This is a genomic window from Paenibacillus sp. J22R98 (assembly GCF_059383835.1).
Genome location: NZ_JBXENW010000001.1, coordinates 571,413 through 593,656 on the forward strand (window position 1 = coordinate 571,413; position 22,244 = coordinate 593,656).

Below are 22,244 nucleotides of genomic sequence, written 5' to 3' on the forward strand. Positions count from 1 at the left end.
GCACGCAGCTTGCCTCTATCGCCTTTTTCATCTTACTGCTGCATCCATTAAACTTTGCGGTGCAGCAATTCCCAGCGGTATACGTATTCAAACAGAAACTCGAATGCTTCCAGATGGCGTTTCGCTTCAAAGGCATTAGCCCCCCAAGCGTAAATTCCGTGATTTCGCAGCATGATGCCCGGAATACGCGGGTCAAGTCGCTCCGTAACTTCCGGTACAATGCTTGGTATATGTGTGAAGTTAGATACGATCGGGATATCGATATGGGCGTCATCTTCCCAAATATTGAACGCTTTAATGAGTTCAACACCGTCAACCGGGATTGATTTACGCTCCCAGAACAGTTCGGAGACGATGCTGTTATAGACGGAATGGATGTGGAAAATCGCGCCGCAGCCCGTTTGACGGTAGATTTCGCAATGAATCAACGTTTCGGCCGACGGCTTAAGACGAGTTGGTTCACTTGGCTTACCGGCTTGATCGACGAACAGAAAATCCTCCGGCGTCGAGATTGACTTATCTTTGCCGCTAGCCGTAATGGCGAAATTGAATTCCTCCGGCGAGAAGTCGCCTACTCGAATCGAAAGATTGCCGCTCGTTCCCGGAAACCAGCCGCGGGAGGCGAAGAGGCTCTTCACTTCAGTTAGCTCTGCAAGCACTCGCTGCTTGTCTTCTAATGCAATCTGTGCAAATGACATCGTTAGGTAGTCGCCTCCTGCAATTTCAATACATCGATGACGTCATGGAACGTCTTGAACTCGTGATAGGAAAGTCCGAGCTCTTTGCATTTCTGCGTTAAATGAGAGCGTGCGAATACAAGATCAGCAAGCTTCGCTCCTTCAAAATCCGTCACGCTGTCGCCAATTAGAATGCGCTCGTACTGACCTTTAGGGAAGCGGCGAATTATGGTTGTTTTGCACATGCCGCAGTCGGTTTTACATTCGCCTTCACAAGGGTGAGGCCATGTAATTTCGATCTGATCGCCTGAGAAATCACTGCCGTTGCAGTAAATATGATTCTCCGGAATGTTAAACTGCGCTAGAAGCGGGTAGACGAAGAAGTCGATGCCGCCGCTAGTGACGTAGAATTCAATTTGATTCTCTTTGCAGTATTGCAGCAAATCAGCGAACCCGGCACGGATAGTAGCATTGGAAATGGCATAGTCGACAACTTCCCGTTTCATCGAAGAAGGCAGCAGTCGGAACAGCTCGCCAACGCCTTGGCGGATCGTCTTGCGTTGTCCGACGATGTCGTTCACGATCGCTTCCCAGCCGGGCGGATTGAAATGCTTGATGATCGCAACAATGTTATCGTTCTCCGTAATGGTGCCGTCAAAGTCGCAAAAGATAACGCGCTGTGATGATCTGGATGCAGCGTTGCTGTGCATGGTCATTATTCTTTGTACCCCCAGCTGTCAATCGCAGCTTGAAGCGCTTCGTTACCCGGCTTCGCTGCTGCTTCAGGAAGAGAAATGCCTGCTCTTGCGGCTTCAATGGCAATGCGGAAAGCATGTCCGCCAGCGGCTGTTCCCATTGGATGTCCGTGGATGCCGCCGCCTGCATTGACAACGACATCGGTGCCGAAGTCGCGCAGTATAAGCGGAACAAGTCCGGGATGAATGCCGGCAGACGGAACCGGGAAGCTTGGCGCAACCGGCAGCGCTGGATCGATCAGTGCTGCTTGCACCGCTAAGTTCTCTTCACGCGGCATTACAACTGAACCGTATGGTGAAGGGAACAGAACAAGATCCGCGCCGGCAAGGCGCATCAGCTTACCTAGCAGCAAAGGTGCGGCAATGCCGTAGTGCATAGAAGGGTACAATGCGCCGGCCATTGCAGGGTGAGCCGCTATAGGTACTGAAATTTCCGGATCGCTGCTTAGTTCATGCAGGACGTCGTATCCATAGGCAAGCACATTGAATAAGATTGCGTTCGCGCCTGCGTTGATCGCCTTTTTCGCCTGCGAAGCAAGCTTGGACGTTGGGCCGGTCAAGTTCACGGCATACAGCAGCTTCTGCCCTGTAACCTGTTCTGCTTGACGTGCAGCTTCCATACACGCTTCAACCCGTTTCTCAAGCGGGGTAAGCGGGTTCTCGAATAGAATCTCATCGTCCTTGATCAGGTCTACGCCGCCCAGCGCTTGTTGATAGAACTGCTCGCGCAGGTTAGGGAGATCATGTCCGATTACAGATTTGAAGATACTCATCAGCAGTGGGCGCTCGTTAGCGCCTAGCAGCTTCCGAACACCTTCGATACCGAATTTCGGTCCAGGGAAAGCTGAAACAAAATTGCTTGAGAAATCGAGGTTGAGCAGTTTGATTTTGCCATCCATGGACAGCTTACCGAATACAGTAACGAGAAGGGCAGGGAGGTCGCGGCTGAAGTTCACATCCGGATAGGCGATGCGAAGATCGGCATACCGCTCTCCCGGAGCGGAGCCTTCATGAACGTCTACGGAAATAACGCGGCCCAGATGTTTCTCCATCTCCGCTTTACGCGCTTCCGGCAGGTCCGTCCAGCTGCCGACGGTTAAGCCTACAGCAATACCTTGTGCTTTCTTATGAAAATCTGCTTTGTCATCGTAACAACGGTAGGTTGCTATACATACAGCTTGCTCACTCATGATGTCGCTTTCCTTTCAATCTCTGCTCCCATTTCAGCAGCGCGTTCAGCAGCACGTGTTATCGCACTGATAACGGCTTCCGAGAAATGGTTTGCATCTAATTTCTCAATTGCAGCTTGCGTTGTGCCGTTAGGCGAGGTCACTTTGCGGCGCAGATCGGCCGGGTTCTCCCCAGTAGCTTTCACCATATGCGCGGCTCCTAGTACGGTTTGAACGGTCAGCTCCCGAGCGGCGTCCTCAGTAAGACCAAGCTGACTGCCAGCTACAATCATAGCTTCCATTAGGTAATAGACATAGGCAGGCCCGCTGCCAGATAACCCTGTAACGACCTCAAGCAGCTGTTCTTCCACAACCGCCGTTAAGCCGACCGCTTGAAACATCGTTTCGGCCAGGTCACGCTGATTGCCCGTGACAGAGGCGGAGAAGCTGATTCCCGTCGCACCAAGTCCGATTGTGCTTGATGTATTCGGCATCGTACGAACGATCGGCATCGGTTTGCCTAGCAGCGTTTCCAATGTGCGAATAGTCATGCCGGCAATAACCGAGATGATCAGTTGACCGGGATGCAGAAGATCCCTCACTTGACTGATTGCTTCTGCAGCATCCTTCGGTTTCATCATTAGAAATACAATATCCGCTTCCTGCAGCATGACGGATTTCTCCGCTTCCAGAGAGGATGTATTCACGCCGTATCGCGACGTGAGCTCTTCCATCCGCGCAGCGTTTTGTCGATTCATCATACTGATTTGACCCGGCTCGGTCAAGCCGCGGTCCAACAGTCCGCGAACCATCGCTTCGGCAATGGAGCCTGCACCGTAGAAACACATTTTAAGCGAGCCAATTGCAGTTGAAACACTAGAAGATGAAAGTATCGTCATGATCGTGAATCCTCCTGTTCTATCCGCGAATTTGTCCGCTGCCATAAATGCGGAATTTGGTTGAAGTCAGTGCAGGTAATCCCATTGGTCCTCTGGCGTGAAGCTTCTGGGTACTGATGCCGATTTCGGCGCCGTAGCCGAATTCGAAGCCGTCCGTAAACCGGGTGGAAGCGTTATGGTAAACCGCAGCCGCATCGATCTGCTGCATGAATTGATCAGCGTGCTCTTGATTCTCCGTAACGATACATTCCGAATGCATCGTGCCGTATTGGCTAATATGGCGCATGGCTTCATCTATGCCGGAAACGATATGAATATTCATAATGTAATCATTATATTCCGTTTCATAGTCCGATTCGGTTACAGCCTGAGCCTCGGGAACGATGGCGCGCGTTCGTTCGCACCCGCGGAGCTCGACATTGGCCGCGAGGAAGCGGTCGGCCAATTCACGAAGATGACGTTCGGCGAAAGCTTCATGGACAAGCAGCGTCTCCATGGAGTTGCAGACGGAAGGGCGCTGCACTTTGGCGTTGAATGCGATATCCGATGCCATCGCAGGCTTCGCGCTGTCGTCCAAGTAAGTATGACAAATGCCGGCACCTGTTTCAATGACAGGGACGGTTGCATTTTCAACAACATTTCGAATTAATGATGCGCCGCCGCGAGGGATGACGACGTCGAGCAGGCCGTTTAATTTCAGCATTTCATCAACGGAGGCACGGGATGGATCTTCGATCAATTGAAGCGCTTCGGCAGGCATCGAAGTGGAGGCAAGCGCACCGCGAAGCACTTCCACGATACGACGGTTGGATTCAAGCGCTGCAGATCCGCCGCGAAGAACGACTGAGTTGCCAGTCTTCAGACATAAGCCGGCTGCATCGACTGTTACATTGGGACGGGCTTCATAGATCATACCGATAACGCCGAGAGGTACAGTAATTTTGTCGACGCGCAGTCCATTCGGACGTTCAAATGATTCCAGTGTAAGGCCAACAGGATCGTTTAGCTGCACAACTTGGCGAAGTCCCTCCGCAATATCTTTGACACGTGCCGAAGTAAGCGTCAGTCGGTCCAACAATGATTCACTCGTTCCGTTCTCGCGTCCACGTTCAATGTCGATCCGGTTTGCCTCAATAATTGAATCTTGATATTGAATCAAGGCATTGGCCATCTCGAGAAGGGCTTCGTTCTTCTGATTCGTTGTCAATCGGTTCATAATACCCGCAGCCTGTTTGGCAAGGGCCGCTTTCTCCCGCACTTCGCTCATATGGTCTCTCTCCCTCATAAGTCCTGTCGTTTAAGCTCTTAGTGTGACCCACTCATCACGGTGAATGACTTCTATCCGGGTTACTTCAACACGTCTGCGAACTTCTTCCGTACTTAGGCCGGCAACGGCCTGCACCTGCCAAGCGGCATAATTGACGACACCTCGGCCAAGCGATTGCTGCTGTTCATTAAACACTTCGACGACATCCCCGGGATGAAAATCACCTTCAATGGTTCGAATGCCGGCTGGCAGCAGGCTTTTGCCGCCTTCGAGCAGCGCTCGTTCTGCACCGGGATCGACGAAGATGCGGCCTTGCGGCATAGAATGGAAGCCAAGCCATTGTTTCTTTGTCGTCAGATTATGCTGACTCGTTTCGAAATACGTGCCTTTGCCGACACCGGAAACGGCTAAATTCAAATCGCCGGGCTCGACGACACGGCCGATAAATACCGGAACTCCGCCGCGCATCGCGATACGTGCTGCTTCAATCTTCGAGCGCATTCCGCCGGTTCCAACCGATGATCCTGCTCCGCCTGCGACACGCAGAATATCATCGGAAATCTGCTCAACTCGGTCATATCGAACGGCGTTCGGATTCTTGCGCGGATCTTCGGAATAAAGGCCATCCATATCGGTCAAAATAATAAGCCGCTTCGCTTTGACCAGATTGCCGACAAGCGCGGATAACGTATCGTTCTCGCTGAACTTCAATTCATCCGTTGCTACGGTGTCGTTCTCATTCACGATCGGGAGCATGCGCCGATGGAGAAGCTCTTCAATGGTCATCAGCGCATTCTGAATCCGTTTGCGGTTGGAGAAATCGGCCCGGGTAAGCAGAATTTGCGCAACGCCGACACCGCCATTATTGCCATACGACGCGAATGCCTCTTGGTAGGCTTGCATAAGCAGTGCTTGACCGACGGCCGCAGCCGCTTGCTTCTCGTGGACGAGCTTCGGACGAGTGTGATAGCCGATTTTCTTGAATCCGGCGGCGATGGCACCGGAGGTGACAAGCAGCACTTGGTAGCCTGCTTCATGGAGGGCAGCGAGCTCGTGCGCAAAGAAGGCGATTCGTTCCCGATTAATGCCGCCTTCATCGGAGGTTAAGGAGCTGCTGCCGATTTTGACTACAATGGTATCTGTCATATGTCTCCCAAACCTTTCCTGGAAAATAAAAAAAACTCTCATCCTTGTATATACAAAGGACGAAAGTTTCACTTCCGCGGTACCACCTTTATTAACGGCTATGATTGACATGCCGTTCCGCTTTCTTAGACCTGATAACAGCAGGTCGCTGTCCGACTCATCGCCGGCCGTTCCGGGGAAGGTTTCTGCAGCAATAACGGTAAATTCTCACAGCGAACGAATTTACTCTCTGGTCGCATTGCGGAGTGCATACTTGGCCCCATCAAGACGTTAATGGTTTTTAATTAAAGAGAATCATACCATGTTCTGCCTGGTACTGTAAAGCAAAGAAAAGCCCATAAAGACAGGCTTTATGGGCAAAGTGAAGATTATTTTTTGATTATTCGAACAGACCCAGTTTACCGATGCGATGAATCGCTTCTTGCAGCCGTTCTTCAGGGGCAAGAAGACCAAGGCGAACGTAATTTTCGCCATATGTGCCGAAACCGACACCTGGCGCAAGCACGACGTCAGCCTTCTCTAAGACCAGATCAGAGAAGGATGAGGAGGTATAGCCTTTAGGCACTGGCAGCCAGCAGAAGAAAGAACCGCTTGGCTTCGCAGCCTTCCAGCCAATTTCGTCCATCGCGCCGAACAAGGCGTTGCGTCTGCTCTCATAGGCAGCAGCAAGATCGATGACGCATTGCTGAGGACCAGTAAGCGCTGCAGCAGCGGCAGCTTGAATCCCACCAAACAAACTGCAATAGTAGTGATCTTGAATGAGATTGATCAATGAAATAATTTCGGGATTGCCGAGTGCAAAGCCGACACGCCAGCCGGCCATATTGTAAGTCTTCGACAGCGTATAGAATTCAACGCCGACTTCCTTGGCTCCGGGTGTCTGCAGGAAGCTTACAGGTTGTTTTCCGTCAAAACCGATCGCGCCGTAAGCAAAGTCGCTTGCAACGACGATCCCATGTTTGGCGGCGAAATCGACTGTTTGCTTGTAAAACTCCGGACCTGCTGTAGCTCCGGTTGGATTGTTCGGATAGTTGATGAACATAAGCTTTGCTTTATCCGCAATGTCTGGCGATACCGCACTGTAATCCGGCAGGAAAGCATTGTCGGCCGTCAGTGGCATATATTCCATCTTGCCGCCCGCAAGTGCAACCCCGGACCAATAATCCGGATAGCCGGGATCAGGTACGAGGCAGATATCACCGGGATTCAGTAAGCATTGGCTAATTTCGATAAGACCTGTTTTGCCGCCGAACAAGATGGCGACTTCTTTCTCCGGATCGAGGTCAACGCCATAATCTTCCTTATACCGCTGAGCGACTGCTTGCTTGAGAAAAGGATACCCGCTGAATGGCGGATAGCGATGATACATCGGGTTCGGAGCTGCCTCTTGGAGTGCAGCTACGATATGAGGCGGTGTAGGCTGATCCGGGTTACCCTGCCCCAAATTGATGACATCGCAGCCCTTGGCTGCTTGTGCATTTGCTTTGCGGACAAGTCCGGCAAAGAATTGTGCCGGCAAACCGGTCATCCGGTCCGCCGGACTGATTTGAACTGTTTTTATTCCATCCATAGTTATCACTCCACCGTTAATCTAAGCCTAAATGTAGCATAATGTTGGAATGAGTGTCGAGCGCCCGGTTCCTAAAGCGGCGAGGTGGAGTGAAGCTGAGCCGGTGCTTTGCGATTACTTACAGATCCATCGCTTTGAGGAAAGGCTTGATATTGGCTTTGAATTGCAGCAGGTAAGGCTTACGGTTCTCGTCAAAAATAAGCAGCAGCTGCGGTTTCTTCGGACAATAGAACAGGAATACATCCTGCGTCATGACCTGAAGCGCACCTGCTTTCACAGCGGTTGGCTGATCAAGCGGAATACGAAACACATAACCGCATTTGTCTTCGGCCTGCAGTTTAGGCGACATTCCGGTAACGGAATTCAGCCATGATTTCGCGTAACCTTGAAACTCGGCATTGTTCGGGACACTCTTAACAACCTTGCCCGCAACGACATCGAAAGCCTGCACTGGCCGCTGCATAGCACCGCCGTCATCCAGTGCTCCGGCACTGACCACAGCAGGAAGAACCAGAAACAAAAGCAGTGCCAGGGCTGATACAATTTTTGTGCTCCATCTTCTCATTTACGCAGTCTCCTTAATCGGTACAGGATGGTTTCCTCTTTACAGTGCCCATCTTGACAGCGAAGCATGAGACGATATGATTAGGTAAAACTGAGCAATTCAGGAGGCAATCGAATGAGTGAGAGGAAATTAAAGCTTGCAATCGTGCAGATGCACGTTGATGCGGGATATCCCGAGGCGAATTTCTCCAGGCTGGAGGAGAGGCTGAACGAAGCGGTTCAAGGACCGGTTAAGCCTGATCTGATCATGTTCCCGGAGATGTGGAACACCGGTTACGCGCTTGAGCAGATTGAGCAAATCGCAGACCAGGACGGAGAGCGCACGAAGGCGCTGTTGTCGGCATTTGCCCGTGAGCACCAGGTACAAATTATTGGAGGTTCCATTGCGGAGAAACGCGATGGCGGCGTTTATAATACGATTTATGTGTTCAATGAGAACGGCGAAGTGGTGTCGGACTATTCCAAAATTCATTTATTCCGCCTCATGGATGAAGAGAAGCATTTACAAGCAGGGGAGAAGTTGGGAACGCTCGAAGTGGCTGATTCCGATGCAGGCATGATGATTTGCTACGATATCCGTTTCCCCGAGCTGGCACGAAAGCTTGCTCTTGGCGGCGCTAAAGTGTTGTTCGTTCCGGCCCAGTGGCCAAACCCGAGATTGCATCATTGGCGGACCTTATTAACCGCTAGAGCTATCGAGAATCAAATGTTTGTTATCGCGTGCAATCGCTGCGGAACAAGCGGAACGAGTTCGTTCTTCGGTCATTCTTTAATTATCGATCCATGGGGCGAAATTGTAGCGGAAGCGGGAGAAGAGGAAGTTATTATGAGGGCGGAAATCGATCTGGATCTCGTAGACGCCGTCCGTGCCAAGATTCCTGTATTCGAAGACCGCCGTCCTTCACTTTATTAATGTAGCTTTCATCGTTTCAATAAAAGCCTCGGCCGCTCTCGACAGATAGCGGCCTTTACGGCTTGCTATGACGAGTGTGCGAATCGGTGTGGGCGCTGAAATCGGTAAATAGACAGGCGTCCTTTCATCGACTTTATCCCTTATAAGCATCTTCGGCACAAACGTGATTCCCATACCTGCAGCCACGAGGGACTGGATGGTTTCGATATTCGTGCTCTCAAATACGATACGCGGCTCGAAGCCGGCTTGTTCGCATAGTTCCAATACATTTTGCCGGAAGCCCTGGCCTTTCTTCAGTACGATAAAAGGTTCAGCGCTCAGCCTTTCAATATGAATCGGTTCACTTAACTTTGCCAGAGGATGATCAGGCGGAACTGCGAGCACGATTTCCTCTTCAATAATGGGAACCCACTCCAGCGAAGGCTCGAATAGGGGCAGTGCAAGTAAGCTAAGGTCCGTTTGGCCGCTTGCGGTCAATTGCTCCAGCTTGGAAGGCGTGTCTTCGACAAGGACGACTTCAATTTCCGGATACCTTTTATTGAAGATAGGCAGTACAGTTGGCAGCACGTGCGAACCGGTAATGGATAAACTCCCTACAACGAGCTTTCCTTTGCGCATATGAGCAAGGTCGTCGAGCTCCTGCTTCAATTGTTCGATATTGTCCAAAATGTTCTGTGCTTTATCTACAAATACAGCACCTGCATGCGTCAGTTCAACGGAGTTCGTGGTCCGCCGGAATAAGAGCACGCCGATTTCCTTCTCCAGCTTAGAGAGCTGCTGGCTGAGTGAAGGCTGTGCGATATGCAGTTTCTCCGCTGCGCGCGAGAAATTCTTTTCTTTGGCAATTTGGATGACGTATTGCAGTTGGCGAAATTCCATGATTAACCACTCCAGAACCCAGTTTTTACATGTTTTATCTTCATAGGCCGTACCTATTGCTGTTATAGATATTATATCTTAGATCAATGAAGAAAGAAATGATATGATGACTACATTGAATTATTGCTACGAGCAAATGAACTTATGAGGTGAATATAATGGCGAAAAGAACGATGTTTGAGAAAATTTGGGATAATCACGTCATTCATTCGGATGCAGGTAAACCGAGCGTAATCTATATCGATTTGCAGCTTGTCCATGAAGTAACTTCCCCGCAAGCGTTTGAAGGCCTCCGTATGACGGGTCGTAAAGTACGCCGTCCGGACCTTACTTTCGCAACGATGGACCACAACGTACCTACGAAAGATCGTTTCAACATTACAGATCCGATTTCCAAGCAGCAAATTGATACGCTGACGCAAAACTGTAAAGACTTCGGCGTAACGTTGTTCGACCTCGACAGCATCGACCAAGGCGTCGTTCACGTTATGGGACCTGAGCTTGGCCTAACGCATCCTGGTAAAACAATCGTTTGCGGCGACAGCCATACTTCCACGCACGGTGCTTTCGGAGCTCTTGCTTTCGGTATCGGTACTTCCGAGGTTGAGCATGTTCTTGCAACGCAGTGCTTGCAGCAGTCGAAAGCGAAAACCATGGAAATTCGTTTCACAGGAAGCCGTAAACCGGGCGTTACCGCTAAAGATATGATTCTTGGCGTCATTGCAAAATACGGTACGGATTTCGGTACTGGTTATGTAATGGAATTCACAGGCGAAGCGATCAGCAGCCTGTCGATGGAAGAGCGTATGACGGTTTGTAACATGTCTATCGAAGCAGGCGCACGCGCTGGTTTGATCGCTCCTGACGACACTACTTTCAATTACCTGCGCGGCCGTGAATACGCACCGCAAGGCGAAGCGTTCGATCGCGCAATCGCAATTTGGAAAGAGCTTGCGACAGATGAAGGCGCTGAGTTCGATACCGTTCTTGAGTTCGATGTTGATTCCTTGATCCCGCAAGTAACTTGGGGTACAAGCCCGGGTATGGGTACAGACATCACGAAGAACGTACCGGTACCGGCTGAGCTTCCAACTGAGAATGAGCGTAAAGCAGCTGAAAAAGCACTTGAATATATGGGACTTACTCCTGGTACACCAATGAGTGAGATCGACATCGACTACGTCTTTATCGGTTCTTGCACGAATGGTCGGATTGAAGATTTGCGCGCCGCTGCTGAGATTGCCAAAGGCTATAAAGTTAGCGACCGCGTTACAGCGATTGTTGTTCCAGGTTCAGGCCGCGTTAAGATCCAGGCTGAGAAAGAAGGCCTCGATGTGATCTTCACGGAAGCAGGCTTCGAATGGCGCGACGCCGGCTGCTCCATGTGTCTTGCGATGAACCCAGACGTTCTGCAACCGGGCCAACGCTGCGCATCGACATCCAACCGTAACTTCGAGGGCCGTCAAGGCCGCGGCGGACGTACGCACTTGGTTTCCCCGGCAATGGCCGCAGCTGCTGCGATCATGGGTAAATTCACGGATGTTCGCGACTGGAAAATCAAATCCGAAGTATTGAACTAGTAACACTGCAATTGAATCGCTCAAAATATGGGGATTCGATTGCAGTAGCAAGAGAGACGAGAGGAGTTAACGATCATGGAAGAATTTAAACAGCTAACGGGTCTTGTTGCCCCGGTAGATCGTGTAAACGTAGATACAGATGCCATTATCCCTAAACAATTTTTGAAGCGTATTGAGCGCAGCGGTTTCGGCCAATTCCTATTCTTCGAATGGCGCTGGGATGAGCAAGGTAACGTAATTGAGTCATTCAGCCTTAACCAACCTCGTTACCAAGGTTCGGAAGTTCTGATTTCCCGCGCTAACTTCGGCTGCGGCTCTTCCCGTGAGCATGCGCCTTGGGCGATTCTCGATTATGGCTTCAAAGTCGTTATCGCGCCTTCGTTCGCGGATATCTTCTATAACAACTGCTTCAAGAACGGCATTCTTCCAATTCGTCTGAGCGAAGAGCAAGTTGAAGACTTGTTCCAACGCACGGCGAAGACAGAAGGCTATAAGCTGAATGTCAACTTGGAAAATAAAACGCTGACAGATGATGCCGGACTGCACATCGACTTCGACCTCGATGAGCACCGCCGTCAATTCCTGCTCCAAGGCTTGGATGACATCGGACTGACGCTTCAACACGAAGACAAAATCTCCGCATACGAAGCAAGCCGCGTTACATTCTAAATTAAATTGGGCAGCCCCAATCATCCGTTGATGATTGGGGCTGTTTTTTTTGTTTCGGTGTCGTTGCGAGCGTGAGAGTTGTAAAACCGAACTCTCAGCAATGAAGTTACCGAAAGATTGAGTCGAGAGTTCCAAAATCGAACTCTCACCGGTAAAATCGTCGAGAATTCAGACTGATACACCTGATAGTTACAATTTTCCTGATTACGCAACTTTTTCTGACAAACTGCGTCTAATCATTGTCTACAGTCTTCGTCGAATTAGGCATGCTGGCAGGCGAAAAAATAGTTTTAGAGGTGAAAGATGAAGAAGTTTGTGTCCGCTGTGTTGCTGTTGTCACTCTTGATCTCTTTGTTCCCCAGTCTCGTGGGAGCAGCGGAAGCACCAAAGCTTTATCTGAATGGGAAACAGCTTCAAAGTGCCGCTGAGCCACGCATTGTCGGCAGTTCGACACTCGTTCCGATCCGAACGGTGACGGAAGGGCTTGGTTTTGATGTGGCATGGGAGAAGCCGAATGTAACGATCTCCAATGGCGATACGAACATGGTACTGACAATTGGCGATAAGAGTGCCATTGTGAACGACCATGAAGTCGCTCTGGACGCGCCGGCTCTCAATTCGGATGGCTCTACGATGGTGCCGCTGCGTTTTATCAGTGAGCAATTCGGGTTAAGTGTATATTGGGACAAGCTATCCCGTTCGGTTCATCTTTTCCAGCAAACGGTTGTTACACCACCGGTAGTAGATCCGCCGACTGAAACTCCTGATCCGGGAACGAACCCGGGAGATGGAAACGGGGGAGGCCCAGTAACAGATCCGCCGCCAGCAGATATTTCTGCAAGTCTCAAATCAATCGAGTATAATGGTTTAGGCAGTATTTACCTTTCCTATGAAGGCGATTTCAAAGACGTCAAAACAGAGGTGCTACATAATCCGGAGCGCGTTGTCATCGACCTGCCTTATATGAACTTTAGTTCCGCATTTACGCCTGCCTTTACGCAGTTAAACAGCTCCACGAAGCTTGGCGAGATATTGATTGATTCTCATCCTACACTTCAGAAGGTGCGATACTCGTATTATTCGGACAAGCCGGATACGGTCAGGGTGGTGTTGGACCTTCTGGCTCCGACGAATGTTCAGACGGTGAAAGAAGATCATGCCATTCGAATTGATGTCTTGGAGCAAACAGGCCCACCGCCAGTTACACCGCCGGTAACGCCGGGGGATAAGGTTTATAAAGTGGTATTGGATGCAGGCCATGGTGCCAAAGATCCGGGTGCGCTTAGTGTAAACGGCCGTCAGGAGAAAGAATACAATCTTGCAATCACATTAAAGGTAAAAGCGCTTCTTGATCAAGAAGCGAAAATCAAGCCGTATCTTACACGGTCCAACGATACATTCGTGGAGCTTGATGATCGCGCAGATTTTGCAAACAATCTGAAAGCCGATCTGTTTATCTCATTCCATGCAAATAAGACGGAAAGTGCAACGGTTACGGGCTCAGAGACGTATTACTCACGCGGGGACAGTATTGCCTTGGCGAAAGTAATGCACAAGCATTTGGTTGCTGGGACAGGCTTCAAGGATCGTAGTGTAAGACAAGCTGATTTCAGAGTTATCAAGAAGACGACTATGCCGGCGGTATTGCTGGAAGCGGGATATCTCTCCAACAGCGGAGATTCTGCCGTACTCTTCAATGATGCGAAACAGAACAAAATCGCTGCGGAAATCGTAGCGGGCATTAAAGAATATTTAAAACTAAGCTAGGAGAATGCCGATGAAACGTCATATTACTACTTCATTATTATCGGTAATCGTTGCAGCCGCACTTATCGTACCCCTTAGCGCTTGCGGCAATCGGGTTGAACCGCTGACACAAGGCGGAGCCGTTCAAGATCAGCCGGCAGATGGAACTAACAATACCTCTACTTCGGATGAACAGGAAGCTAATAAAGCTAATAATACTCCAACGGAGCCTGCTCAGCCTGAAGAGCCTGCACTTGTAAAAGAGCAGATTTCTGTATTCTATACAGACGACGATATGATGGAGCTTCATGAGCAGAAGTCTGATATCGAGTACGGCGATCCGAAGGATAAGCTGAAAGCGATGTTTACTGCACTCCAGCAGGATGGCTTAAAGGGAGAGGCTTCTTTATGGAAGCATGCCGAGCTGCTTAGCGCGAAACAAGACGGAGCTGCAGTCACTTTAGACCTTCATTTACCTGATGAAGCCAGACTAGGTGCGCCGGGCGAAATGCTTGCTATACAAGCACTTACACGCACGTTTTTCCAGCTGCAGGATGTTACGTCCATTGATCTATTGGTCGATGGTGAAGCAGTCGATAGTTTAATGGGCCATGAAGAAATCGATCATCCCATTACTAAACCATAAGGAGGAGCTCACAGAATATGCCGCAGCAGAAGAAATGGGTTAAAGTGGTTTCATCTATGTTGGTTTTCTCAGTACTTACAGGATTTTCTGCAGTAGGCGGTTCGTTAGCGTATGCGGATACAGCTTCGTCACGATTCAGCGATGTGCCTGCCGGCCATTGGGCAGAGAAGCATATCGCCAAGCTCGCCACACAAGGGATCGTCAAAGGAACGAATGGTGCGTTCAAACCAGCGGATAATGTGTCGCAGCAGGAAGCGATCGCGCTGGCCATCCGTTTTATCGGTAAAGAGCAAGAGGTTAAGGTGGATGATGCCATCGTTTTCCCGGACTCGTTCGAAGTCAGCACTTATTTCAAACCCTATATTATTCTTGCTTTTCAAGAAGGCTTGCTAAATCAGAAGGAAGAATTCGAGCTTGCAGAAGCAAATCCGGGCTCCGCATGGGGCACGCAGAAAGCAACGCGCGAATGGATTACGAAGCTGATTGTGAAAGCGATTGGAAAGCAGAAAGAAGCCGAGGCGCAAGCAAATAATCCAAGTAGCTTCTCCGATGGAAGTAAAGTTGGGGCGGATTACAAGGGTTATGTGAATGCCGCCGTATCCCTGCAGCTGATTAAAGGAATTACAGCAGATCGTTTTGATCCAAAAGGCTTCATCACACGCGCATCGATTGCGACCATCTTCAGCAGAGCCGAAACTCAATTCCCGGTAAATTATACGGGTCAACAAACGGCAGTGATGACTAGCATTGACGCAACTTCTGTTCATCTGTACCAGAACGATAAAGAATCTGCGATTGATATGACGCCGGACACTTATGTGTATCGATTCGATTCCGAGAAGCCTTCAAAGCTCGCAGATCTAGAACCGAATACGAAACTCCTTGTAATATCGAACGGAAATAAAGCACTTTATGTTGAGCAGCTTGACGCTGTCAAACAAGTGGAGAAGCTTAAAGGGACAGTGGATCGCGTCCTAGTGAACGATAGTAAGATCTGGATGTGGATTGGCGATGAGCCGGTTGCCATTACGTATAACAGTGCGACTGTCGTGACAGATGGAGCCGGCGCGGTAATTAAACCGAGTGCACTGGCGAAAGACAGCGAAGTGGAGATTACGCGCGATACATACAGAACGAAACCACAAGCGCTCTCCATTAAAGTACAATCGGCACCGATTAACAATAATGGTCAAGGTACCATTAGCGCGGTTGATACGGCTTCAGCAGCTGTGACGGTGAAAGACAGCGTATCCGGATCCGAGTACAAGTTTAATGTCTCCCCGCAAGTGGATGTCATTTGGCAGGGGCAGATTTTGGATGGCGGATTGTCTCAGCTTCGTGTTGGCGATGCCATTTCGTACGAAGTGAAAAATTCGTTAGTGACCAAAATCACCATTACGCAAACTTCGTCCAAGCTAATACGCGGAGAATTCTACTCGGCGAGCAGCGACGGCAAGACGATTCAATATGTGAAAAATGCAGGAACCGCTCAAAGCGCTCTGGAAGCAAAATTTGTATCCCTATTAGTGGATGTAACAATCGACGGTTTGACAGGCACAACAATTGCTGACCTTGTCAAAGGCGATATCCTTGATATTTCGCTGAATTCGAATGATCAAGTGGTTGCGATCAAAGTTGTAAATCGCAATGTTACGCTGCTGATTGGCGCAACCGTTCGAAATTATGAAAGTGATACGAGGATTTTGGATTTTAAAGATAAAGACGGAAATCCGATGTCGGTTTACTTGACCGATAAAACAAGAATCGATCTGAACGGATCAACGGTTGCCGTAAGTGCTGCTGGCTCACTGCTGTCGAAGAACAGGAAGCTGACCATCGGAGTAACCGATAATAAAGCGGTCCTCATTCAATTCGTATACAAATATAGCGGAACGGTCGCAGCTATTAATTCGAACCAAGTTTCACTCACGCAGAGTAACGGTTCGATCATCACGCTTCCGTTCGAGCTGCCGAATGTCATTGAAATTAACGGTAAAACATCTTCGACGATTGCAGATGTTAAAGTAGGCGATACCGTTACCGCGCTTCTGAATGCAAATCAAGATAAAGTCATCACGCTTCAGGTACAAACATCCATGCAAACGAGTGTATCCTCAACTGATGTTGCAGGCAAACGTTTGAAGGTGAAAACAACGGATGGTTCCATTCTTGATCTGAATGCGAATCTGATGGAGTTTTACAACGAACGCGGTGATAAGATTACACTGGCTGATCTAAAAGCAGGTCAAACCGGCAATGTTCAATATGTTGGCTATAGCCCAGCTTCATTTAAGCTCGTAAAAGTCACTTACGGCAAGCTGACCGCAGTAAACACGAGTTCCATGGCGATCGTTGATAATAACGGAGTTGTTACTAGCGTGACGCTGGGCGATTCTTATACCGTTGTGAAGAACGGGCTGACGGGAAGCTCTGCTGCGGTTCTTCAAGTCGGTGACCGCGTTGAAGTGAAGCAGGACGCTAAAGATCGCGTCGTTGTAACGGTAAACAGCGGGATCAGCAAGAAGTTCTGGAAGTACAACGCTGCTACCGGCGAGCTTTCTGTTAAGCGTGCTACTCTAACCGAGTTGAACACATATGCCGTAACGTCGACTACGAAAGTCACCCAAGGCGACCAGCAAATTTCGATTGCTCAATTGAAAGATGGCGATGCGATTCTGCTGTATTTCTACCAGAACGTATTGGTAGAAATCGCGAAGGTGTAAGTACAACAGGATTGACTGATGTCCCGGTGAAATCGGCCGGGACATTTTTATTTTGCAATTCTGTGAAGTCCTGCACAAATTCAGTCATTTAAGGGTCATTTGCGGTTGATTAATGCGACAATATTCGCTACACTTTGATTCGATGGTTCAAATAGGAGTGAGAGATCGGTTGAAGTCGAAAGAGAAAATGGATCATTTTTTAGGTGTCGTCGACGAGATGTTCCCTGACGCACATTGCGAGCTCCATCACCGCAATCCGTTCGAGCTGACGATCGCAGTTCTGTTGTCTGCGCAATGCACAGACGAAACGGTCAATAAAGTGACGGCGGATTTGTTCCAAAAGTACCAGACACCGGCTGATTATTTGGCTGTTCCACTGGATGAGCTTGAGCACGACATCAGACGGATTGGTCTATTTCGCAACAAAGCTCTGTTTATTCAGAAGTTATGCCGTATGCTCTTAGATGACTATGGCGGAGAAATACCGCAGCAGCATGAGGAACTGACGAAATTGCCGGGCGTGGGCCGGAAGACGGCAAATGTTGTAGTATCCAACGCGTTTGGGGTACCTGCAATTGCAGTGGATACGCATGTGGAACGTGTATCCAAGCGGCTTGGTTTTGCCAAGGCTGATGATAGCGTGCTTGAAGTCGAGAAGAAATTGATGAAGCTTGTTCCCAGAGAACTATGGACAGAGACGCATCATCGATTGATCTTCTTCGGACGATACCATTGCAAGGCTCAGAATCCGAATTGTCCGGTTTGTCCAATGCTAGATTATTGCAAAGAAGGCAAACTGCGTATGAAACCGGCTCTAAACCGAAAGGCTAAGTAATAAGACGTTTGACCCAAAACAAATGGATAAGGATGATCCCACATGAAATGCATTTCCGTATACACGAAAGACTTCGCTCTATTCTCTGATATTTATGAGCAAATCATGGAATCCCCACCGCAAGAAAATGAAGAAATTATTGTGGAAGGCGTGACAGTAAGCGGAGCAGGCGACGTACCGGATCAATATATTGAACGTATGAGACTTAAGCCTGAGTGTGTGGTCATGAAGGAGAAAGAGCGCAACATTACGATTCTTCAGCATGGCGAAGTGTTTGAGATTTGCGTACCTGCCGTACAACTGGTATAACATCTAGTACGTTCAAGTTCGTCTGAATGAGTAGGAAACAGGGAGAGAGAGAAATGAGCCAAACGATTGAAAAAGCTGCTCATTCGCTGGACACCTCGCTTGCAGAACTATCGCCGATCATGGCAGCCGCCGGGGATGCGCAAGATGCAGCGCGGCTGCTTGAGCTGCGAGATAAGCTAGGGAACGGTAAGTTGACCGTTGCCTTCTGCGGACATTTCTCAGCGGGGAAATCTACTCTCGTCAATCGGTTTTGCGGCACGCAATTGCTGCCGTCAAGTCCGATACCGACGAGCGCGAATGTCGTGAGCATTGAGAATGGGGAAGCGAATGCGACCATTAAGAAACTGGTGAACGGGCAGGAGCAAACGCTCGAAGTCCCGGTCAACGAAGTAAACGAGTACTGTAAAGACGGCGAAACCGTATTGTCCATTTCCTTGTCCTATCCGATCCCGCGTCTTGGCACGCATACTGTGCTGCTGGATACGCCGGGCATTGATTCCACTGACGACGCGCACCGGATGGCGACCGAATCGGCGCTTCATTTGGCAGACGTCGTTTTTTATGTAATGGACTACAATCACGTACAGTCTGAAATCAATTTTACGTTTGCCAAACAACTCAAGGAGTGGGGCAAGCCGCTCTATCTGATTGTGAATCAAATTGATAAGCATCGCGAGAGCGAACTGACATTCGAAGCGTATAAACAAAGTGTTGACGAAGCGTTCGGGAACTGGCATTTGGAGCCGAGCGGTATCGTCTATTTGTCGTTGCGTGAGCCGAACCATCCGCACTCGGAATGGCCCGCACTCGAAGGTTTGTTCGAATCGCTCGCTGACATCCGCGGACCGCTTGCCCTATGCAGTGTAGATGCATCCGCTCGTTATGTCGTTCGGATGCATGGGAAAGCGATGGAGGAGCAGGCAGAACCTGAGCGTGAACGTCTGCTTGCAGAAGCAGGCGGCGAAGGCGAAGCAGAGCGAGTTCGCGAGGAAATCGCCGGTCTTGAGGAGCAGCTGCGCGTTCATGCAGCTGAAGCGGAGAGTCTGCGCGTGAAAACGCGCCTCGATGTGCAAAGCATCCTCGATAATGCGAATATTACGCCGGCGGCCACGCGGGATCTGGCACAATCTTTTCTCGAAAGCCGCAAGACGGGGTTTAAAGCAGGACTTCTATTTGCCGGAGCGAAAACCGCTGCTGAGCAAGAGCGCCGGCTTCAAGCCTTCTTCAAAGATTTGTCCGATCTTGTGCAGGCTGGCATCGAATGGCATGTCATTGACCTGCTGCGACGGACTGCAGATCGGATGGGCTGGCGGGATGAAGCCCTTGAGAAGCAGTTGAAGGATACGTTCAGCGGGTTGTTAACGCCGGACCTGTTGATCTCCCTCGTTAACCCTGGCGCTGTAATGGGGAACGAGTACACGATGACTTACAGCCGCGAGCTTGCAGCGGCTGTAAAGGGGTTGTTCCGCAAGAGCGCGATGCCTCTCATCGACGCGCTCGGCGAACGCGCAGCCGCGGCTGGCGAAGCTGCCTCGGCGCCGCATCGCGTACGGCTTAGCGCGCTCGCGCTGCAAGCCGGCGCGCTCGCGCAGCTGGCCGCGCTGCAAGCGCGCGCGGCCGCGCATCTCGCGCGGCTCGCGGCGCTGCTGCCGCCGGCGCCGCCGCGTCCGGCGCTGCCGAAGCCGGTGGCGCTCGGCAGCGGGGCGCACAGCGCCCCCGGCGCCGTGCCGCCGGCTGCGCCTAGCGCCGGCACGGCCGCGGCCGTGCCCGCGGCAACAGCCGCAGCGGGCGCGACCGCCGCTGCGGCTGCCGCCGGCGGCGAAACCCCAGAAGCGCCGGCACACCCCGGCGCTTCGCAAGACGCGCTCGCGCCGCAGCGCCAAGCAGCGGAGCGGCTGAGCAAAGCGGCCGCGCTGCTGGCGCAGCATGCGTCGCTCGCCCAGGCCGTGCACGGCATGCGCGAGAAGGCGGAGCGCCTTCGCAGCAGCCGATTCACGATCGCGCTGTTCGGTGCATTCAGCGCGGGCAAATCCTCGCTCGCCAACGCCCTGCTCGGCGAGGCGGTGCTGCCTGTATCGCCGAATCCGACGACGGCTGCGGTCAATCGCATCGTACCGCCAAACGCGGAGCATCCGCACGGAACGGCTACGGTACTGATGAAGTCCCGCGAGGCGATGCTGGACGATTTGCGCTACTCGCTTAACTTACTGGGGGAAGACGCACAGGCGCTCAGCGATGATGTGCTGCTGCAAACCATTCATAAACTGACACCGGATGCCGTGCATGCCGGCGGACGCCCGCATTACAGCTTCTTGAAAGCCGCAGCCAAAGGCTGGGCAGCCCATGAAGCGCATTTGGGCCAGCGTTTGGCTGTAAGCGGCGAAGAATTCCAGCTGTATGTTGCGGAAGAGTCGCGGTCTTGTTTTGTCAGCGAAATCGAGCTGCATCACAGCAATCCGCTGACGGCGCAGGGTATCGTACTTGTGGATACGCCGGGAGCTGACTCTGTCAATGCAAGGCATACAGGCGTCGCCTTCAATTATATTAAGAACGCGGACGCGATTCTGTTTGTCACCTATTATAATCATGCCTTCTCGCAGGCCGATCGTCAGTTTCTGCTTCAGCTTGGCCGCGTGAAGGATCAGTTTGAATTGGATAAAATGTTCTTCATCGTCAACGCGGCCGACCTGGCAGCGGACGAAGAGGAACGGGACGGCGTACTCGCACACGTGGAACGGAACCTGCAGCAGCATGGCATCCGATTCCCGCGTATGTTCCCGGTTTCCAGCCTTCAGGCGCTGGACGGGAAACGCACGAATAACAAGGCACTCATGGAGCAATCCGGTATTGGCGCGTTTGAAGCCTCTTTCTTAAGCTTCACCAGCGGCGATCTCGGCGCTTTGGCGGTTACAGCAGCGGAGCAAGAGCTTGCGCGTGCACGCAGCACAATTGCGAACTGGCTGGAGGCTGCTTCCGGTGACGCACTTAGCCGCGAGCAGGCCAAAGCGGATATTATCGCCCATGCAGCACGCGCGCGCAGCCTTGTGGATGAACTGAAAGAGCCGCAGCCGAACGCGAAGCTGCAGCAAGAGCTGAAGGAACTGCTCTTCTATGTACTTCAGCGCGTACAGCTCCGATTCGGCGATCATTACAACTTCGCATTCAATCCATCGTCCCTGCAGGACGATGGAAGGGATCTGCGCAAAGCGATGTGGACGTCATGGCTGGAGCTTCAGCGTTTGCTGCAAATTGAGCTTGCTCAGGAGCTTGAAGCGACTTCGCTGCGTTTGGATAACATGTTGGGCAAGCTGGCCGTGAAGAAGTTCACGGAGGTTGCCGCAGAAGCCGGCTCGCAGCTTCAAGGCTTCGAAGCCTCTGACTTCAAGCCGGTACAGCCGGAGAGCCCAGAGGCTCAGCCGCCATGGCAAGCGAAGGAAATCGATACGAAGCTGCTTTGGAGCAAGTTCAAGTCGCCTCGCCATTTCTTCGAAGGCGACGGCAAAGCCGCGCTGCGCGGTGAACTGGAAACGCAACTGACAGCGCCCATGCAGCGCTGGCTGCAGGCTGCCGAGGAAGCGTGGAGCATCCGTTATTCGGAGCTGTGGAATCAAGCCATGATGCACTGTGCGGATACACTGCGCAAGGATTTGGATGCATTCAGTGAAGGTAAGCTTGCTTCCTTGTCCGATAATGCCGATGTAGAAGAACTGCGCAATGTTCATGCAGCGTTACTTTCCATATAAATCCATAACCAACAAGAAAAGAAGCTTATCCGGCGCTCGATCTGAGCCGGATAAGCTTCTTTATTTTGTGAAAATGAAATCCTGCAAAAACAGGGGTAAATGTGCAAAAACGGAGCAATATGCGCATGTTGGCAATGATTTACGACGATATCGG

The 22,244-nt window shown here is 50.9% G+C and carries 18 protein-coding genes; 9 read left to right on the forward strand and 9 right to left on the reverse strand.

Annotated elements, in window-relative coordinates:
* Positions 1-47: 47 nt before the first annotated feature.
* From mtnB to AC50Y3_RS02705, 8 genes are all read right to left on the reverse strand, one after another.
* Positions 48-698, reverse strand: a complete 651-nt coding sequence (gene mtnB, locus AC50Y3_RS02670) for a methylthioribulose 1-phosphate dehydratase (RefSeq protein ID WP_494817211.1) — start codon at positions 696-698, stop codon at positions 48-50.
* 2 nt (positions 699-700) lie between these two features.
* The gene (locus tag AC50Y3_RS02675) at positions 701-1,393 is read right to left on the reverse strand and encodes a 2-hydroxy-3-keto-5-methylthiopentenyl-1-phosphate phosphatase (protein WP_494817212.1); all 693 of its coding nucleotides are present in this window, start codon (positions 1,391-1,393) and stop codon (positions 701-703) included.
* Positions 1,393-2,622 (reverse strand): 2,3-diketo-5-methylthiopentyl-1-phosphate enolase, encoded by a 1,230-nt coding sequence (locus AC50Y3_RS02680; RefSeq protein ID WP_494817213.1) that lies wholly within the window; start codon positions 2,620-2,622, stop codon positions 1,393-1,395. Before AC50Y3_RS02680 ends, AC50Y3_RS02675 begins: the two co-directional genes overlap by 1 nt.
* The gene (gene proC / locus AC50Y3_RS02685; RefSeq protein WP_494817214.1) at positions 2,619-3,500 is read right to left on the reverse strand and encodes a pyrroline-5-carboxylate reductase; all 882 of its coding nucleotides are present in this window, start codon (positions 3,498-3,500) and stop codon (positions 2,619-2,621) included. Before proC ends, AC50Y3_RS02680 begins: the two co-directional genes overlap by 4 nt.
* Before the next feature lie 19 nt (positions 3,501-3,519).
* Positions 3,520-4,767 carry a glutamate-5-semialdehyde dehydrogenase gene (locus tag AC50Y3_RS02690; RefSeq protein ID WP_494817215.1) on the reverse strand — a complete coding sequence of 416 codons (1,248 nt, stop codon included), beginning with the start codon at positions 4,765-4,767 and terminating at the stop codon, positions 3,520-3,522.
* A gap of 30 nt (positions 4,768-4,797) precedes the next feature.
* On the reverse strand, positions 4,798-5,913 hold the full coding sequence (gene proB, locus AC50Y3_RS02695; RefSeq protein ID WP_494817216.1) for a glutamate 5-kinase: 1,116 nt from the start codon (positions 5,911-5,913) through the stop codon (positions 4,798-4,800).
* Between the two features lie 379 nt (positions 5,914-6,292).
* A complete protein-coding gene (locus tag AC50Y3_RS02700; protein ID WP_494817217.1) occupies positions 6,293-7,483 on the reverse strand; it encodes a pyridoxal phosphate-dependent aminotransferase in 1,191 nt (396 codons plus the stop codon).
* Between the two features lie 118 nt (positions 7,484-7,601).
* Positions 7,602-8,048 carry a hypothetical protein gene (locus tag AC50Y3_RS02705; RefSeq protein ID WP_494817218.1) on the reverse strand — a complete coding sequence of 149 codons (447 nt, stop codon included), beginning with the start codon at positions 8,046-8,048 and terminating at the stop codon, positions 7,602-7,604.
* 114 nt (positions 8,049-8,162) lie between these two features.
* On the opposite strand from AC50Y3_RS02705, the gene AC50Y3_RS02710 reads away from it, so the two are divergent.
* A complete protein-coding gene (locus tag AC50Y3_RS02710) occupies positions 8,163-8,960 on the forward strand; it encodes a carbon-nitrogen family hydrolase (RefSeq protein ID WP_494817219.1) in 798 nt (265 codons plus the stop codon).
* Here the strand turns inward: AC50Y3_RS02710 and AC50Y3_RS02715 are convergent.
* Positions 8,949-9,839: a LysR family transcriptional regulator gene (locus AC50Y3_RS02715; RefSeq protein ID WP_494817220.1), complete on the reverse strand. Its 891-nt coding sequence runs from the start codon at positions 9,837-9,839 to the stop codon at positions 8,949-8,951. The two genes, AC50Y3_RS02710 and AC50Y3_RS02715, sit on opposite strands and share 12 nt — an antisense overlap.
* A 158-nt stretch (positions 9,840-9,997) precedes the next feature.
* Between AC50Y3_RS02715 and leuC the strand changes: the two genes are divergently transcribed.
* From leuC to AC50Y3_RS02755, 8 genes are all read left to right on the forward strand, one after another.
* Complete coding sequence (leuC, locus tag AC50Y3_RS02720) at positions 9,998-11,419, forward strand: 3-isopropylmalate dehydratase large subunit (RefSeq protein WP_494817221.1); 1,422 nt, start codon at positions 9,998-10,000, stop codon at positions 11,417-11,419.
* A gap of 75 nt (positions 11,420-11,494) precedes the next feature.
* Positions 11,495-12,088 carry a 3-isopropylmalate dehydratase small subunit gene (gene leuD, locus AC50Y3_RS02725; protein ID WP_494817222.1) on the forward strand — a complete coding sequence of 198 codons (594 nt, stop codon included), beginning with the start codon at positions 11,495-11,497 and terminating at the stop codon, positions 12,086-12,088.
* A 303-nt stretch (positions 12,089-12,391) separates the two neighbouring features.
* Positions 12,392-13,855 (forward strand): N-acetylmuramoyl-L-alanine amidase, encoded by a 1,464-nt coding sequence (locus AC50Y3_RS02730; protein ID WP_494817223.1) that lies wholly within the window; start codon positions 12,392-12,394, stop codon positions 13,853-13,855.
* A gap of 10 nt (positions 13,856-13,865) precedes the next feature.
* A complete protein-coding gene (locus AC50Y3_RS02735; protein WP_494817224.1) occupies positions 13,866-14,480 on the forward strand; it encodes a GerMN domain-containing protein in 615 nt (204 codons plus the stop codon).
* A gap of 17 nt (positions 14,481-14,497) precedes the next feature.
* Positions 14,498-17,203, forward strand: coding sequence for an S-layer homology domain-containing protein (locus AC50Y3_RS02740; protein WP_494817225.1), 2,706 nt, complete (start codon positions 14,498-14,500; stop codon positions 17,201-17,203).
* 187 nt (positions 17,204-17,390) lie between these two features.
* Complete coding sequence (nth, locus tag AC50Y3_RS02745) at positions 17,391-18,038, forward strand: endonuclease III (protein ID WP_494817775.1); 648 nt, start codon at positions 17,391-17,393, stop codon at positions 18,036-18,038.
* A 42-nt stretch (positions 18,039-18,080) separates the two neighbouring features.
* Positions 18,081-18,347, forward strand: a complete 267-nt coding sequence (locus AC50Y3_RS02750) for an NAD/NADP transhydrogenase alpha subunit (RefSeq protein WP_091215539.1) — start codon at positions 18,081-18,083, stop codon at positions 18,345-18,347.
* Between the two features lie 53 nt (positions 18,348-18,400).
* Positions 18,401-22,090: a dynamin family protein gene (locus AC50Y3_RS02755; protein ID WP_494817226.1), complete on the forward strand. Its 3,690-nt coding sequence runs from the start codon at positions 18,401-18,403 to the stop codon at positions 22,088-22,090.
* The last annotated feature ends 154 nt before the right edge of the window (positions 22,091-22,244 follow it).

Excerpts from the sequence above, each read along its gene's own strand:
- mtnB (WP_494817211.1), bottom strand. The coding sequence starts at position 698 with ATGTCATTTGCACAGATTGCATTAGAAGACAAGCAGCGAGTGCTTGCA.
- AC50Y3_RS02675 (WP_494817212.1), bottom strand. The coding sequence starts at position 1,393 with ATGACCATGCACAGCAACGCTGCATCCAGATCATCACAGCGCGTTATC.
- AC50Y3_RS02680 (WP_494817213.1), bottom strand. The coding sequence starts at position 2,622 with ATGAGTGAGCAAGCTGTATGTATAGCAACCTACCGTTGTTACGATGAC.
- proC (WP_494817214.1), bottom strand. The coding sequence starts at position 3,500 with ATGACGATACTTTCATCTTCTAGTGTTTCAACTGCAATTGGCTCGCTT.
- AC50Y3_RS02690 (WP_494817215.1), bottom strand. The coding sequence starts at position 4,767 with ATGAGCGAAGTGCGGGAGAAAGCGGCCCTTGCCAAACAGGCTGCGGGT.
- proB (WP_494817216.1), bottom strand. The coding sequence starts at position 5,913 with ATGACAGATACCATTGTAGTCAAAATCGGCAGCAGCTCCTTAACCTCC.
- AC50Y3_RS02700 (WP_494817217.1), bottom strand. The coding sequence starts at position 7,483 with ATGGATGGAATAAAAACAGTTCAAATCAGTCCGGCGGACCGGATGACC.
- AC50Y3_RS02705 (WP_494817218.1), bottom strand. The coding sequence starts at position 8,048 with ATGAGAAGATGGAGCACAAAAATTGTATCAGCCCTGGCACTGCTTTTG.
- AC50Y3_RS02710 (WP_494817219.1), top strand. The coding sequence starts at position 8,163 with ATGAGTGAGAGGAAATTAAAGCTTGCAATCGTGCAGATGCACGTTGAT.
- AC50Y3_RS02715 (WP_494817220.1), bottom strand. The coding sequence starts at position 9,839 with ATGGAATTTCGCCAACTGCAATACGTCATCCAAATTGCCAAAGAAAAG.
- leuC (WP_494817221.1), top strand. The coding sequence starts at position 9,998 with ATGGCGAAAAGAACGATGTTTGAGAAAATTTGGGATAATCACGTCATT.
- leuD (WP_494817222.1), top strand. The coding sequence starts at position 11,495 with ATGGAAGAATTTAAACAGCTAACGGGTCTTGTTGCCCCGGTAGATCGT.
- AC50Y3_RS02730 (WP_494817223.1), top strand. The coding sequence starts at position 12,392 with ATGAAGAAGTTTGTGTCCGCTGTGTTGCTGTTGTCACTCTTGATCTCT.
- AC50Y3_RS02735 (WP_494817224.1), top strand. The coding sequence starts at position 13,866 with ATGAAACGTCATATTACTACTTCATTATTATCGGTAATCGTTGCAGCC.
- AC50Y3_RS02740 (WP_494817225.1), top strand. The coding sequence starts at position 14,498 with ATGCCGCAGCAGAAGAAATGGGTTAAAGTGGTTTCATCTATGTTGGTT.
- nth (WP_494817775.1), top strand. The coding sequence starts at position 17,391 with ATGGATCATTTTTTAGGTGTCGTCGACGAGATGTTCCCTGACGCACAT.
- AC50Y3_RS02750 (WP_091215539.1), top strand. The coding sequence starts at position 18,081 with ATGAAATGCATTTCCGTATACACGAAAGACTTCGCTCTATTCTCTGAT.
- AC50Y3_RS02755 (WP_494817226.1), top strand. The coding sequence starts at position 18,401 with ATGAGCCAAACGATTGAAAAAGCTGCTCATTCGCTGGACACCTCGCTT.